The 15,512-nt window shown below is 66.0% G+C and carries 11 protein-coding genes; 2 read left to right on the top strand and 9 right to left on the bottom strand.

Features of this window, described 5'->3' with window-relative positions; translation table 11 throughout:
* Positions 1-119 precede the first annotated feature (119 nt).
* Positions 120-1,382 (top strand): MFS transporter, encoded by a 1,263-nt coding sequence (locus KW830_RS03005; RefSeq protein ID WP_218332061.1) that lies wholly within the window; start codon positions 120-122, stop codon positions 1,380-1,382.
* Positions 1,383-1,996: 614 nt separating this feature from the next.
* Here the strand turns inward: KW830_RS03005 and KW830_RS03000 are convergent.
* The 5 genes from KW830_RS03000 to KW830_RS02980 all read right to left on the bottom strand — a co-directional run bounded on the left by KW830_RS03000 (position 1,997) and on the right by KW830_RS02980 (position 6,633).
* Positions 1,997-3,244: a multidrug effflux MFS transporter gene (locus KW830_RS03000; RefSeq protein ID WP_370626078.1), complete on the bottom strand. Its 1,248-nt coding sequence runs from the start codon at positions 3,242-3,244 to the stop codon at positions 1,997-1,999.
* A gap of 268 nt (positions 3,245-3,512) precedes the next feature.
* A complete protein-coding gene (locus KW830_RS02995) occupies positions 3,513-4,040 on the bottom strand; it encodes a MarR family winged helix-turn-helix transcriptional regulator (RefSeq protein ID WP_255578049.1) in 528 nt (175 codons plus the stop codon).
* A gap of 75 nt (positions 4,041-4,115) precedes the next feature.
* Positions 4,116-4,529 (bottom strand): VOC family protein, encoded by a 414-nt coding sequence (locus KW830_RS02990; RefSeq protein WP_218332060.1) that lies wholly within the window; start codon positions 4,527-4,529, stop codon positions 4,116-4,118.
* Positions 4,526-5,515 (bottom strand): isopenicillin N synthase family oxygenase, encoded by a 990-nt coding sequence (locus KW830_RS02985; protein WP_218332059.1) that lies wholly within the window; start codon positions 5,513-5,515, stop codon positions 4,526-4,528. The genes KW830_RS02990 and KW830_RS02985 overlap by 4 nt, the downstream gene beginning before the upstream one ends.
* Positions 5,516-5,610: 95 nt before the next feature.
* Positions 5,611-6,633, bottom strand: coding sequence for an ABC transporter substrate-binding protein (locus KW830_RS02980; protein WP_218332057.1), 1,023 nt, complete (start codon positions 6,631-6,633; stop codon positions 5,611-5,613).
* Positions 6,634-7,078: 445 nt separating this feature from the next.
* On the opposite strand from KW830_RS02980, the gene KW830_RS02975 reads away from it, so the two are divergent.
* Positions 7,079-8,956 carry a peptide transporter gene (locus KW830_RS02975; protein ID WP_218332055.1) on the top strand — a complete coding sequence of 626 codons (1,878 nt, stop codon included), beginning with the start codon at positions 7,079-7,081 and terminating at the stop codon, positions 8,954-8,956.
* Positions 8,957-8,986: 30 nt separating this feature from the next.
* On the opposite strand, the gene KW830_RS02970 is transcribed toward KW830_RS02975, so the two are convergent.
* From KW830_RS02970 to KW830_RS02955, 4 genes are all read right to left on the bottom strand, one after another.
* Entirely contained in the window at positions 8,987-12,748 is a 3,762-nt protein-coding gene (locus KW830_RS02970) for an autotransporter domain-containing protein (protein WP_218332053.1), read from the bottom strand.
* A 336-nt stretch (positions 12,749-13,084) separates the two neighbouring features.
* Positions 13,085-14,002, bottom strand: a complete 918-nt coding sequence (locus KW830_RS02965) for a LysR family transcriptional regulator (protein ID WP_255578048.1) — start codon at positions 14,000-14,002, stop codon at positions 13,085-13,087.
* 215 nt (positions 14,003-14,217) lie between these two features.
* Positions 14,218-14,694 (bottom strand): nucleoside deaminase, encoded by a 477-nt coding sequence (locus KW830_RS02960; RefSeq protein ID WP_218332051.1) that lies wholly within the window; start codon positions 14,692-14,694, stop codon positions 14,218-14,220.
* 233 nt (positions 14,695-14,927) lie between these two features.
* Positions 14,928-15,512: a peroxidase-related enzyme gene (locus KW830_RS02955; protein WP_218332049.1), complete on the bottom strand. Its 585-nt coding sequence runs from the start codon at positions 15,510-15,512 to the stop codon at positions 14,928-14,930.

Genomic DNA, 15,512 nt, shown 5'->3' with positions numbered 1-15,512 from the left:
CCCCCCCACTGCGCCTTGCAGCCTGGGCGACAGCACGCCGCCAGCGGGCCGCGTACCATGACCGCCTGCCCCCACTGCGCAAGCCCCTTGCGCGCGGGGCCTACGACCTCTGCTGCGCCATGACCACCTCCGCTCCCCCACCCCGCTGGTACTTTGGCTGGAACATCGTGGCAGCCGCCACCGTGCTGACCCTGCTCACCGTGGGCATGCGCCTGGGCATAGGGCCGCTGTTCCTGCCCATGGCGCAGGACCTGGGATTCAGCCGCAGCCTGCTGGCCTCCATCGTGGCCGTGGGCATGCTGTGCTATGGCCTGGCCATGCCGCTGGCCGGCTGGCTGGTGGCGCGCCACGGCACCCGTTTTGTCCTGCTGGTGGGCACCGCCATCCTGGTCACGGCCACGCTGTGGACGGTGAACACCCGCAGCCCCAGCGGCCTGTTGCTGAGCTTCGGCGTGCTGATGTCCATCGGCGCCGGCTTCACCAGCCCGGTGGCGCTGACGCCTGTCATCAGCCGCTGGTTCAACCGCCGCCGGGGTATGGCGCTGTTCTTCCTGTCCACCGGCTCCATGGCCGGCATCGCCTTCATGACGCCCGCCCTGGGCACGGCGCTGCAGCACTTCAGCTGGCAGGCCACCTTGCTGGGCTTTGCCGCCCTGTTCACCGCCATCACCGTGCCCATGGCGCTGTACATCGTCCGGGACGATGCCCCGTCCGACGGCGACGCGCCGCTGCAGCCGGCCGCCGCCCGCAGCGCGCCCGCCCATGCCCATGCCAACGCCATGGCCGGTCTGAGCCTGGGCCAGGCCATGCGCACGGCCACGTTTTTGAAAATCACGCTGGGCCTGTTCGCCTGCGGCTTCAGCATGAACCTGCTGGGCACGCACGGCATGCCCATGCTGATGGACCATGGCTTTGACGCCACCACCAGCTCACTGGGCATCGGGCTGATCGGACTGGTCGCCATTCCCAGCACCATGGTGCTGGGCCGCCTGGCCGACCGGGTGGAACGCAAAAAGCTGCTGGCGGTGATCTATCTGGTGCGGGGCCTGGGCTTTTTTGCGCTGCTGCTGGCGGGCAACCGGCTGGAGCTGTTCGGCACCTCGGTCATCGGCGGCATAGTCTGGGCCGGCAGCATTGCGCTGTCCTCGGCCATCCTGGCCGATGTGTACGGGGTGCAGAAAGTGGGCGTGCTCTATGGCTGGGCCTACCTGGGCCACCAGCTGGGCGCCATGGTCAGCTCCTGGCTGGGCGGCTGGGGGTATGAACACTTCGGCACGCACTGGCTGGCGTTCGGCCTGTCCGGCGTGCTGTTGCTGCTGGCCGCCGCCGTGGCCCTGGTGCTGCCGGCGCGCCGCACAGCGCTGCCTGCGGCTGCCGCCTGACGCGACCGCCGCCCGGGCCGCTCAGGCCCGCGCTGCGCGCTGCCGCCGTTCCGCTGCTCAGCTTCCCGTCGCGGCGAGGATGCTCCACCACAGGACCAGAGTGAACAGCGCAAAGAAGACGGGGTCGAAGCGACCGGACTCCGTCATGGGGTAGTAGCTCATGGCACCTCCTGCTGCAGACCCAGGGGGCAGCACGCCGGCAGACCACCTCGCGGCCCTCTGACGGACCACCCGGTGCGGGTTCTGGCACACCACCCCTCTCTGCAGGACAAAGTGTAACCACGCACCCGCATTCCGACAGACGGATGCAAGTAAGCATCGTTCGCGTTTGTGTGTCGGGGGCAAGGCCCCGTTCATCGGGATCGCTGCCCGGGCCCTGCAGACCGGCCTGGGGGCAGCCGTCCTGCCGCAACAGGCGTGAACGGGCTTGCACGGACGCTGCGCCGCTCCGTTTCCCGAAGCAGCCGGCCGCCGGGCATGGCCTGCAAAGCGCCTTGCGCAGAGCTTTTCTGCCCCACCCCGGGCTTGCGCCCTGCAGTGTTTTGTCACACTCCTGCCAACTTGGCGGGGCGTGCGCGGCGAGGCATGGGCGACAGGAGACGCCCTGCCGGCCTTCAGCGCGCCGGCTGCCCGCCTTGCACGGCCACCGGCTGCGCAGCGGCAAAGCGGTAGCTGGCCAGGGCCAGCCCGATGATGCAGATCTGCGTGACTGCGCAGGCCACAACCGGATTGTCGCCATAGCCCACCAGCTTGGTGCCCAGCGCGCCCATGGCCATCTGCCCGAAACCGTACAGGCCGGCGGCCGAACCCGTCAGCCACGGTACGGCAGACAGCCCGCGCGACAGCGCGGCCGGGCTGGACATGCCGGCACCCAGCGTCATCACCAGCGTCACGGCCACCAGGATGGGGCCATTCAGCCAGCCCGCCAGTTGCACCACCAGCAAGGCCAGCGCCATGCTCAGGCCGATGCCACCGCCCACATACAGAAAGCGCTCGGCCGGGTAACGCCCTGCCAGCCGCCGGGTCACCAGGGTGCCCAGGCTGGCGCCCACGATGGTGGCGGCCGCAAACCAGCCCACCATGGCAATCGGGTAGCCCAGCTGCCCGTGCACGATGTAGGGCGCCGTCGCCAGATAGGGGTACAGCGCGGTGGTGGAGCATGCGCCGCCCAGCATGAAGCCGGCAAAGCGCGGCGTGCACAGCAGGGTGCGGTAGTCCCGGGCAATGCCCGCTATGGCCAGCGGCCGGCGCTGACGGTTGGTCTCCGGCAGCATGCGCCAGGTGCACAGCACCATGGCCACGCCCATGCCCACCAGGAACAGGTAGATGGCGCGCCAGCCGAAATGCTCGGCCAGGTAGGAGCCCACGATGGGCGCCAGCCCCGGCCCCACCAGGGTCAGCAGATTCAGCAGCGCCAGGTCCTTGGTCACCCGCTCGGGCGGTGCGATGTCGCGCACAATGGCCCGGCCCAGCGTGATCCCCGCTGCGCCCCCCAGGGCCTGCACCAGCCGCGCGGCCAGCAGCCACTCCAGCGTGGGCGCGCACAGCGCCACCACGCTGGCCGACAGGTACAGCCCCAGGCCCACCAGCAAGGCCGGGCGGCGGCCCCAGGTGTCCGACACCGGGCCGTAGACCAGCTGGCCCAGCGCCAGCCCGATCACATACAGGGTGATGGTCTGCTGCATGCTGGCCGCCGGTGCGTGCAAGGCACTGCCCGCCACCGGCAGCGCCGGCACAAAGATGTGCATGGCCATGGTGCCGCTGAGCGTGACCAGCACCAGCAGCCACAGCGGCGCCGTCAGCACCGGCAGCGCGCCCGCGGGGCGGGCTACTGCAGGAGCCGCATCTGCTGCAGAGGCCACAGCTGCAGCCGGAGCGACCGGCACCACCGGGCTCACGGGCGGTGATGCCGGTGGCGATGGCGGCGATGACGGTGCTGTAGCGCCCTCCTGGCCGGGCCATGCCTTGGCGGCACCGGGCAATGGAACAGGCAAGGAAGACAGGTCAGCCGCTTCAGGCGCTGCCGTGTCCAGTGGGGAGTGGTGAACGTCCCGGGAATTCATAGCTTCTCAGCAGCAGCTTGCGCCCTGCTTTCCATGCCATGCCGGCCACCGCAGTGGCTGCACGGCGTCATAGGGTGTCAAAACGGCGGGAGATTTTTTCCAGGGCGCTGCGCAGCACCACCAGTTCCTCGGGCGTCACATCCACCAGGATGCTGCGCTCGATCTCCAGGCTGCGGGTCAGGATGCGGGCCACCGTCTTGCGCCCGCGCGGTGTCAGCGCAATGCATTTGGTGCGGCGGTCGTTGGGATCGCTGTCCCAGTCCACCAGGCCCATGCCGCGCAACTGGTCCAGCACGCGGACCAGGGACGAGGTTTCCAGCAGCAGCGCCTGCGCCAGCTCTTTCTGCCGCAACGGGCCGTCGGCCGCATGCAGCGCCAGCAGCGGTGCGCGGGTGGCGTCGGTCAGGCCCAGGTCCTTGACGCTCTGGTCCACCTGGCGGCGCCACTGGCGATACACCCCACCGATCAGGCGCCCCAGCCGGGCCCGCGCCTGCGGCGGCTCGGGCACATCGGGACCCTCATCCAGCCAGGAAGGGGCGGAGTCGGACGCCGGCGCGGTGACGGCATCCACCATGGCATGCGAATTAGTTTGCATGCCAATATTTTGCAAGAAAACAGTCTGTGCCCGCAGGCCCGGGCGCGACACCCTGCTCGCAGCAGGGCAATGCGCTCAGCCCCCGGCCGGTGCGGCCGCCACGGCGGCGCTCACCCGGAACACACGCTGCTCCGGGTCGTGCAGCACGGCCTGCCATTCCTGGTAGTAGGTGGCATACGGCGCCTTGATGACACCCCCACCCAGGGCCTGCACCTGCGCGGCAGCGGCGTCCACCGCCTGTGGGCTGTCCAGCATGAAGGTGGCATAGGCGGTGACCGGTGCGGGCGCCGCTTCGGCCGGCATGCGGTCGTCCAGGGACAGCAGGGCATAGGCCGCCTCGCTGTTGAAGCCCAGTTCCGCCTCCCCTGCATCCAGGGCGCGGTAGATGGGCGAGCGGCGCTGCGCCAGCTCAGGCAGGCCCAGCAAGGTGGCATAGAACTGCATCTGCCCTTCGGTGTCGCGGCAGAACTGGTTGACGAAGACCTTCATGCCGCCACCTCCGCGCCCGCAGGCGCATTGGTTTTCAGCTGGTAGGTCCGGCGGTACATCTCGCTCAGATGCTCCCCGGCCGTGCACGGGGCAAAGCGCGGCGCCTCACCCGCCGGCACCGTGCCGGGCACCGCTTCGATGCGGGCCATGAAGTCCGGTTCGTAGAAGAACGGAATGGAAAAGCGCGGCTGCCCGCCGGACTGGGTGTTGCGCACCCGGTGCGGATTGGAGTGGTAGAGCCCGTTGGTCCAGCGCGGAATCATGTCCCCCAGGTTCACCACAAAGCAGTCCGCCACCGGCGTGGCCGGCACCCAGCTGCCGTCGGGCATGCACACCTCCAGCCCGCCGTGCATGTCCTGGGCCAGGATGGTCAGCGCGCCCCAGTCGGTGTGCGCCCCGGCGCCAAAGGTCTGGGCATCGGCATCGGCCGGGTGCGCGGGGTAGCGCAGCATGCGCAGCGACAGCATCGGGCTGGCACTGGTCGCATCGAAGTAATCCTCCGGCAGTGCCAGCGACAGCGCCAGCAGCTGCATCAGCCGGCGCGACAGCGCCAGCAAGGCCTGGATATAGGCCTCGCACTGCGCGGGCGCCTGCGGCAGCTCCGGCGGCCACTGGTTGCCGCCATAGGTCTGGTAGCCGGCCTGCACATAGGGGTGGTCGTCCGGGTAGGCCATGCCGCAGTAGAAGCTCTCCTTCACGTCCGGGCGGGCCGACAGGTCCAGCGTCTGCGCGCCCAGCTGTTCGTAGCCGCGCTGCGTGGGCGAGTGGTGGATGGACAGGCGCTCGCGCGTCGCCTCGGGCACCGCCTCGAACAGCTGGCGCGCCAGCGCAAACTGCTGCTGCACCACCTCGGCGGCAATGCCGTGGTGGCGCACATAGAAAAAGCCCGAGCCCATGGCCGCCTGGCGCAGCTGCGCCGCCACCTCTGCGCTGCGGGGCGCGCCGGGATGCAGTGCATCCGTCAGATCCAGAATTGGAATACCCATCACAAAACCCGTATAAAAGAAAACACCAGCAGACAACATCGGCGGGCGCATGCGACGCATGCCGTGCATGCTGCCCCGCCGACAGACCCCTGCCCTTACACCGGCAGACGGCGTGCCGCGGCGGGCGGCAAAAAGGCATCGGTCCAGATCTGCGCCGTGGTCAGCGAAGACTGCAGATTGAAGGCCTCCAGGGTCTCGCTCAGCGTGGCCTGCAGGCGCTCGGGTGTGGCCGCCCCCCAGCCATGGGCCGCCGTGCCCGCCGACTTCATGCTGCCGTCGATAATCAGGCGCAGCCGCTCCAGCTCGATGGCCTCGTTCACCAGGGGCTCGCGCGCCTTCACGGCAGCCGCGCCGGCGCGGGGGTCGGCAATGGCATCCAGCCAGCCCCGGGTGGACGCCGCCACAAAGGCCTTCATCGCCCCGGCATTGGCCATGGAACGGGTGCTGGCCACCAGGCCGTTGCCGTACGACTGGATGCCGAAGTCCGCATAGCGGTAGACATCCAGCGTGGCCAGGTCCACACCGCGCGCCTTCAGGTTCAGCAGGCCGGTGAAGTAGAAATAGGCGGCGGCATCGAAGTCCCCCTTGGCAAAGCGCGTGTCGCCCACGCCCGGCTCCAGGTTCTCCCAGCGCACGCCGCTGGCGTCAAAGCCCTGGGCCTTGGCAAAGGCGGGAAACAGCTTGCGCGAGGCATTGAAGGGCTGGCCCAGAATGGTCTTGCCGGCCAGGTCGGACGCCTTGCGCACCGGGCCGCCCTTGCGGGTGATCACCGCATTCGGGTTCTGGTCGTACTGGATGGCCACCGCCTGCAGGCCCGCACCGGGGTTGCGCACCATGAACTCGATCATCGATGCCAGATCGGCCGACGCCGCATCGTAGGCACCGCTGGCCACCAGGCTGATCGCGCCAGTGGAGCCGTTGCCGGTGTCGATCACCACATCCAGACCGGCATCGCGGTAGTAGCCGCGCTGCTGGGCCAGCAGAAAACCGGCACCGGAGGCTTCCACCTTCCAGCCCAGGTTGAACTTGAAGCGGGTGGGGCTGGCCGCGCGGGCCAGGCCCAGGGCACCCAGTGCGGAACAGCCCAAGCTGGCTTGCAACAGTGAACGGCGTTTCATGGCAATACTCTCCGAGGTGTGGGGGGAAAACAATCGCAACATCCGGTCCTGAGCGAGATCAAAACACCGGCTTGGGATTCACTGTAGAGCGCCCACCCCGGTTCAGAAAGCACAGAATTTGCAGCAAGCCGCTCTCAAAAAGCGCACAGCACAAGCCTGATGCACGCCCCACGCCACCCTGGTGCAGCGGCGCACCAGCACAGGGCACTGCTGCCTGCCTCTGCCGCTCTCACACGGGAGCAAAACCACGGTACTTTCCATGCTTCCCGCGCGCAAAGATCTGGGGGTCTGCCGGCCAGTGCATTGCCTGCGAAGGCGAGCTTGCAGGCCAACATTGCCAACCCCTTTTGTGGCCTTTACCACTGCCCGTGCCAAGCGCCATCGCTGGTTCTCATGCACAAGAGACAACATAATGCCCGCTGCTCCTTGCTCCTGAGAAAGCACGATGACAGCCAGCCAAGACGATAGTTTCTCCCTGGAAAAATTCGAATACCTCTGCTATGCCCGCCAGCAGGAGCCGGGCGCACGCGAGCTGGTGCGACTGTTGGTCCTGATTGACCGCCAGTACGGCCAGCTGGCCAGAGAGTTTTCGCTCCATATCTCGCCGGCAGTCACCCAGGCAGAACTTGGGCAGCACATGCTGACCCGCGCCACCAGTGCCATATCGGCCTTGCTGTCAGACCCCGGCTTCCACATCAGCCCCAATGGCTTCGGCCAGCTCATCAACTTCCAGCGCTGGCTGGCAGCGCTCTTTGGCGCCAGTCATTTCATCAATGCCGACCACATCCTGCGCTCGCTCAACCTGTGCGGACCGCAAGCCGATGTGTTCGAGGTCACACCGCCGGACCTGGTGAAATTCTGCCTCCTCTATTCGCCCGAATCCGAGTTGCCGCTGGACGTCGGAGCACTGTGGGCGCAGAACAAGCCACTGGCCGCCGCGCTGTTCTTGGCGCTGATGTCTCCGCGCTTTCTCGGCACCCCCGCGGCCCATTCCAAACGTGAAGCATTGCTGAACTGGCTCCCCGATCGGTTGCAGGAGCTCGATTCCCTGGAAGGTCTGCCGGTGGAAGTTCTGCATGATGTCTACATGCATTGCAGCTACGCAGACCTGCCGCAGCGGCACCGCATCAAGGGCGCCATCAACCAGTTGCTATTGAAGAAGCTGCAGTCCGAAGGACTGACCGATTTGCAGCATGAGGGCAGTGGTCGAACCTATGGCAAGCCTGTAATGCTGGTGCTGCTGGAATGGTTCAATGGTGGCCACTCGATCTACCGCACCCATTCCAAGACGCTGGAGGCGGCGCGCCGCCACTTCCACCTGGTGGCCATGGGTTACGCAGCCAATATCGATGAGCTGGGCCGCGCCGTCTTCGATGAGTTCATCGTTCTCGATCAGCCGGCAGACCTGATAGGCTGCCTGCGCACCCTCCGCGAGACGGCCCAGGCGCGCCAGCCACGGGTGTTCTACATGCCCAGTGTAGGCATGTTCCCCATCACCATGTTTGCCGCCAATCTGCGTGTAGCGCCCTTGCAGGTGGCCGCCTTGGGCCATCCTGCCACCACCCATTCGCCACGTATCGACTACATCAGCGTTGAAGAGGACTTCGTGGGCGACCCCGCCTGCTTCAGCGAACCCCTGCTGCGCCTGCCTGCCGACGGCCAGCCATACCGTCCTACAGCCCTCCCCTTTGCCGTACCACAGTTGGAGCGGCGGGACCACCCCGTGGTGAATGTGGCCATTGCAGCCACTACCATGAAGCTCAATCCACGCTTTTTGACGGCCTGCCAGAAAATTGTGGAATTGTCCGCCCAGGCACCCGGGGGATCGGCCAGGGAGGTGCGCCTGCATTTCCTGATCGGGCAGGCACAAGGGTTGCTGTATCCGCAAGTGCTCCGCCTGATCCAGCGCTATGTGCCTGGCGCACAGGTCTACCCGCACCAGCCTTACCAGCAATACCTGTCGATCTTCAACCAGTGCGACATGTTCCTGTCGCCCCTGCCCTTTGGCAACACCAACGGCATCATCGACGCCTTCACCGTCGGCCTACCGGGCGTATGCAAGACCGGCCCGGAGGTATTCGAGCACATCGACGAAGGTCTGTTCCGCCGCGTCGGCCTGCCTGGCTGGACCATTGCCGCCACACTGGACGACTACATCCTGGCCGCCGTGCGCATGGCGACCAACTACGCAGCGCGCAGCGCGCTATACGCGCAACTGGCCGACCCACACGCTTTGCAGAAGCTCTTCGAGGGACGTCCCGAGTCGCTGGGCGATGCACTGGCAGCACTATGCAGCGCAGACCAGGTGCAACAAGCGTTCTGACGGCATTTTCCGGCTCCGCTGCTTGCATGTTCACCAGCTCTTGCGCACCCCCACCAGCAATGCCACACCCTTTTGCTTGCTGTTGAACTCTCCTTGCACATCCGCAAACAGCGACAACCCATTCCTCGCCTTGCCAGCCACGGTGACGCCCACAATCACGCTATCGCGTGGCAGGTCCACACCGTAGGTGGTAAAGCCTGCACCAGGCAGCCCCTGCAGTTGCGCCGTCAGGCCTTTGTTCACATCGCCGAACTCATGGGCCCAGATAGCGCGTGGCTGCACATGGATGCCATTGAACTCGAACAACGCGCGCGCCCCGAACAAGGTCTTGGTGGAGGTGGTGTTCTGTGCATCAGTCTGAAGATTCACAGCACCGGCGCCGGTTTCGGTAAAGCCATCATTGCGGTTGAGCGTTACCGACAAGCCGGCCAATGGCTGCAGGGTCCAGGTGGCCTTCGGCAGGTCATAGCTGGCTTCTCCGTAGACCGCTGCAGTCTTGCTGTCGAAGTTGGACCGGGCGGTACCGCTCCATGCTCCCACGGCCACGTTGCGCTTCATCGTATTGGCGTTGTGCGCCAGCACCAGATTCCCGTTGAAGTTCCACGGCCCCGAGGCATAGCTGACATAGGCGGCGACGGCGTTGCCGCGTGATTTGCCGGTTTCCGCATGGCTGGCACGCACATCCGAGGTACCGTGACTGAATGCAGCACCCACCAGCAGGTTGTTCTGGATACGCTTGTCGAAGCCGCCACTGACACCTCCTCCCTTGGTGTGCGTGCTGGCGGCATTGCCATCACCGTCCGTATCCTGGTCGAAGCCATAGCCACGCAGCCAGAAGCCACGCTGACCGTCGTCGACAGGAATGCTCCCCCCCAGGCTGAACTTGCCGGAGGGAGGCCCATCCGACACCGTGTTCTGCACCAGAGCGGGCATCAAATCGCCCAAACGGTCGTTGGCTGCCAGTTGCACGCCGTAAATGGACTGTGCCGTGCGGCCCACGCCAACCAACTGCAGACGCCCATTCAATTGACTGGAGAAATTGCCGGTGAAGTGCGTCCCGGTGCGCTGCAGCCCGACCAGACCCGCACCGCCCATGCTTTCGAAAGCCGTGCGCGCTTTGTCCGCCGACAGATTGTTGACGGCCGTGAGGACATCGCTCATTCCCGTGCTTACCCCTCCGGTGCCAGCACTCTGCAATGCAGTCGCGATACTGCGTTGATTGCGCGTCTGCGCCACATCGGCATAGTCGATATCGTTGCGACTCAGGCTCAGATAGACGTTGTTCGTGTCCTGTGTGAGGGCGGCATTCAGGAACGCCAATGAAGACGCAACAGTGCTATTGAAACTTCCGCTCAGAGCCTGGGCTGTCAGGATGGTGTACCGCGTATTGGCCTGATACGTGCCGCCGCTGTCCGCCAGCGCAACGACGTTACCGTTCAAGGTTGCGGTACCGGTGACAACGACCTGGTCGCTGTTCCGGGCCGCATCGGCTTCCACGCGGTACGTTGCCCCGGACTGGAAGGTGAGATCGCCGTTGACCGTCAATGTGCCAATCGAGTTGCCGGGACTGAGAAATCCGTTGGCATTGACGTTGACACTCCCGACCGTACCACTTCCACCCAATGTTCCGCCGTTGCCCACGTTGATCGTGCCGCCCAGGGTTCCATTGACACCCATTGATCCGCCGCTGATGTTGGTCACCCCGGTGAAAGCGGCGGAATTGCCAGTCAACAGCGTGTCACCAGCCAATTGGTTGATCGTGCCATTACCCGACAGCGCGGCACCCAGCGTGTAGCGTCCCCAGGCACTGCTTGCATTGTGGTTCAGGTTCAGCGTGCCGTTACCGGCGCCGAAGGCGATGTTGGACGTATTCAGAATGCCTGCGGCAGTTGCTGTGCTGCCCGCCGCCGCACCGATGTTCACGACGCCGGTGGCTCCGGCTGACGTCGCAATGGAGACCATCGATGCGCTCGCCATGGCGCCATCGGCCACCGTCAGCGTGCCATTGCCACTTGCGCCCACATGCAGGGCATTGGTTGCGGCCAGGGTGCTACCGCCACCCGTCAACAGTACGGTGCCGAAACTGCCTGCGTTATTGGCAATATAGATCCGGCCGCCCGTGACGGTCCCGCTGTCGGCCACGGTCAGCTTGCCATTGCCCAGCCGCCCCACGTTGACATCACTTGTGCTCGACCAGGTGGAGCCGCTGCCGGTGACCGTCATGTTGCCGCTTGCGCCGGCCAGATCACCCAGGATGCCTTGCACATCGCTGATGCTGCCGCCATTGGTGATGCGCACGCTGCCGTTGGCACCGTTGTTGTGGCCGACAAAGAAATCCCCCGAATTGACCCAGGCCGAACCAGCGCCATCGATCACGGCATTCGAGAAAGAACCAGACTCGGTTGCCACATAACCATCCGTGCTGGTGACCTTGCCACCGGCGCTGACGTTCAATGCTCCATTGCCAACATTGCCGACGTAGAGCACGCCATTGTTGGTCCACTGGCTGCCTACGCCACTGACATTGGCCGTGCCCGTGCTGCCGGAATTGTGGCCGACCAGCGCGCCGGCATCGGTCAATGTTCCGCCGCCGGTGATGGTCAGATTGCCGTGGCCGGTATTGCCTATGGAGGCCCGGCCGCTAGCCGTCATATTGCCGTTGTCGATGAGCAGCGCACCACGTGACCCCACGGTGACCCCCAGCTCTACCGAACTGGCCGTGGCGTTCGCCCCGCCCGTCACGCTCAGCCGCCCCTGGCCACCACCGCTGCCGCTGCCGGCATCGCCGCCGATGGTCAGATTGCCGGCCTGCAGCTGCGAACCGCCACCGCTGACCGTGACGGTGCTGTTGGACGTGCCCTGGCGGCCAATGAACGTAGCGGCACTGGTGACGTTGCCGCCGCCTCCGATGACCAGCGCGCCGTTGCCCGTGGCTCCCACATACAGCGTGGAGTTGTTGACCCACTTGCTGCCCGCGCCGCTGATATTGACCGTAGCGTTGGTGCTGCCGCCGCTGCCGATCACACCGACATTGTCGGTCAGCGTTGAGCCCTCTGAGACCGTGAGATGTGCCGCCCCTCCACTGCCGACAGTGAACGTGCCCGACGAGACCCAGTCCGAGCCACCCGACAAAGTCACATTGGCCGTCGAGCCGGAGCCATTGGCCAGCACCACTGTGGAGGTGTTGAGGGTCGAGGTGCCGTTGGCGGTAATGCTGCCGGTTGAACCATTGTCGCCGACGGTCAGGATACCGCTGGCGTTCATGACGGATCCTGCGGTCAGCGCCAGGCTGCCGTTGGCACCACTCGTATCGCCCCCCCCGATCCAGGACTGGCTCGCCAGCACGAAATGTGAGGCGGAGACGTTCAGCGTGGCCGTGCCATAGATGCCGAGATAGAGCGTGTTGACGTCCAGCAGCCCACCGCCATTGACCTCCAGGCTGCCATTGACGCTGCCAGCATTGGCCAGTACCAGCGCACTCGCCACATGCAGCGCGCCACCGCTCACCGTCAAGCGCCCATCGCTGCCGGCACCGATAAAGAGCTGGCCGGTGTTTGCCGCACCCGCAAGTTGCACGCTGTTACCGGCATCGATAATGGCGCGCGACCCGCTGGACGGAGCGCCATTGAGCCAGTTTCCGCCAACACTCCAATCGTTGTCGATAGTGCCGGTAAAGCGCGTATCTACGAACTGACCCCATGACGACGGGGATACCAACAACAGCACGGTCAATGCGCTGACTGGAAATGGTGCGGTATAGCGATTGGAAACTGGTTTGAAAAGACGTTTCATGAAGTACGTCTCCAAGAAGTGAGGGGCATATGCAAGCAGCCACCTGCGGCTTGCATACATGACAAACAAGGGGACAGCAAAGCGCGCGTACAGAAAGCCAGCGTGCCTGACGTTGACAACAGGCAGAATTAAACAGGGTGTAAAAAGTCTTGAACATCACTAGAAACCGGTATTTGGTGCCGTTTTTTGATGTTTATGACCAACCCGGCACGGTGCAACGCCGCCCTCCAAGGCGGGTTCACTGTCGCTGAGGCGTTTGCGCAAGCAGCTGCACGCTCTGAACGCTCTGAGCGCTTCCCCCCTCTCACAGAGGAGGTTCGCCACTCGGGCTAAGGCTCAGTGGCGCTCCTCCGCCCGCGCCACAGCCTCGGTCAGCAACCGCACAAAGGCATCCAGCGCCGGCGCCAGGGCGCGCCCGGCCCGCACATACACCCCCAGCTCGCTGACCAGCGCCCCCGGGGTGCGCAGCGGCACAAACACCAACTGGCCGGCGGCCAGCTCCCGCTCCAGCCCCAGCCGGGTCTGGAAGGCCACGCCCACCCCGTCACGCGCCAGGGTGCGCATCAGGTCGATGGAAGCCGACTCCAGCGGCACATGCAGCTGCCCGGCCAGCCTGTCCAGCCAGGGCTGCAGCAACCAGCGCACAGACAGCTCGGCCCCCGGCAGCAGCAAGGGGTAGGCCGCGCAGTCGGACAGGCTCACGGCGGCCCGCCCAGCCAGCGGATGCGCCGGCGTCACCACCGCCCCCAGGTCGAACCGGCCCATGGCCAGCTGGGTCAGCTCCGCATGGCGCGGCAGGGCAAAGCCCACGGCCACATCGGCCTCGCCCATGGCCACCGCCGCGGCCATGCTGGCCGAACCGCTGGAGCGGGTGGTCACCCGCACGCCCGGGTAGTGCTGTGCCATCTGGGCTAGCACCTGGGGCAGAAAGTCCGCATTCAGCCCCTCCACCGCCTGCAGGCTGACCTCGCCCCGGCGGATGCCGCGCAGCGCATCCAGCTCGCTGTCCACGCGGTGGGCGTCCTGCAGCACCACAATCACGTGGCGCGCCACCACCTCGCCCGCCGCCGTCAGCTGCAGGCCGGCAGGCAGACGCTCGAACAGCGGCGCGCCGATCTGGTCTTCCAGCTCCAGCAGCTGGCGGTTGACCGCCGACGAGGCCACATGCAGGCGCCGCGCCGCCTCACGGATGGAGCCGGCCTTGCGGATGGCATCGAAATACAGCAGTGCGCGGGCGTGCAGTCGCAGGGTCATGGTGGCAATGAGCGCACCGCCCCAGAGGGGTTCCGGGGATGGGCGCCAGGGTGACAAGGGCCTGGCATCCGTTGCAAGATCGGCGCCAGCCCGGGCCGTCGCCCTCCGGCAACCCGCAGCCCTGGCCGAATCCCCCCTCCCCCCACCCTCCCGCGTGCGAGACGCGCCAGGGTCAGGACGCAGGGCTCAGCGTTCGGACCGCAGGGCTGCGCAGTTCAGGCCTGCGCCTTGGCCTGCAGCACCTGTACGGCGGCATCGCGCTGCAGGCCGCCCTGCACCGTGACCGCCGGCGCCGCCGGGCCCAGCACCTGCGCCGCCGTGGTGGGTAGCACCGGGCCGCCCAGGGCCTGGGCAATGTCCTGGGTGGTGGCGGCATAGACCACGCGGCGCACGCCGGCCCAGAACAGCGCACCGCTGCACATGGCGCAGGGCTCGCCGCTCGCATAGACCGTGCCGCCCTGCAGCACCTGCGGGCCCAGGGCTTTCTGCACTTCCTGCACCAGCACGGTCTCGGCATGGCCCATGCAATCCTGGGCACTGACCTGGTTATTGCGCGCCACCCACAGCACCCGGCCTTGCGCATCGGTCAGCGTGGCGCCAAACGGCATGTCGCCGGCATCCAGCGCCTGGCGCGAGGCATCGATGGCCAGCGCCATGGCGTGGTGGTCGGCGGCGGAAAAATCGGTGGTCATAGAACAAACACTCCACATCACAAGCCGTGGAAGCTACCACCTTTGCGAGCGTCCCGGCAGCGATACCGGACCCAAAAAAAGGCCAACAAAAGGCCAACCCAAAGGCCAATGCAAAGCCCACAAAAGGGCAACAAGATGGCAACACAAGGGCAAGACCGGGCCGCTGCAGCGCCGGAGCCGCGCAGCGGCATACGCCGCACGACGCGGCCCCCTTGGTCCTGCGCGGGTGGTGCTCAGCGTCCCAGGCTGAAGAACTCGTCGTTGGGCCGCATGCTGGTGACATTCGCCATGCGATTGGACAGGCCGAAGAAGCTGGCAATGGCGGCAATGTCCCAGATATCGTCCTGGGTGAAGCCATGCGTCTGCAGCAGGGCAAAGTCCTCATCGCCCACGCCGTGGGCGGCCTGAGAGACCTTCATGCCAAAGTCCAGCATGGCTTTCTGGCGCGCACTGAGGTCGGCCTTGCGGTAGTTGATGGCCACCTGGTCGGCAATCAGCGGGTTCTTGGCGCGGATGCGCAAAATGGCCCCGTGCGCCACCACACAGTACTGGCACTGGTTGGCATTGCTGGTGGCCACCACAATCATCTCGCGCTCGGCCTTGGTCAGGTTGCCGGGCTTGTCCATCAGCGCATCGTGGTAGGCAAAGAAGGCGCGGAACTCGTCCGGGCGGTGCGCCAGCACCAGAAACACATTCGGAATGAAGCCGGATTTTTCCTGCACCGCCAGGATGCGCTGGCGGATGTCATCGGGCAGGTCATCGAGCTGGGGCACCGGAAAACGGCTGATGGCAGGGGCGGAAGCGGTCGGGGTGGTCAC

Source organism: Comamonas sp. CMM03 (assembly GCF_019218715.1).
GTDB lineage: Bacteria > Pseudomonadota > Gammaproteobacteria > Burkholderiales > Burkholderiaceae_C > Comamonas > Comamonas terrigena.
The sequence above is the reverse complement of the archived record's forward strand: the minus strand, read 5'-3'. Positions and strand labels throughout refer to the sequence as shown.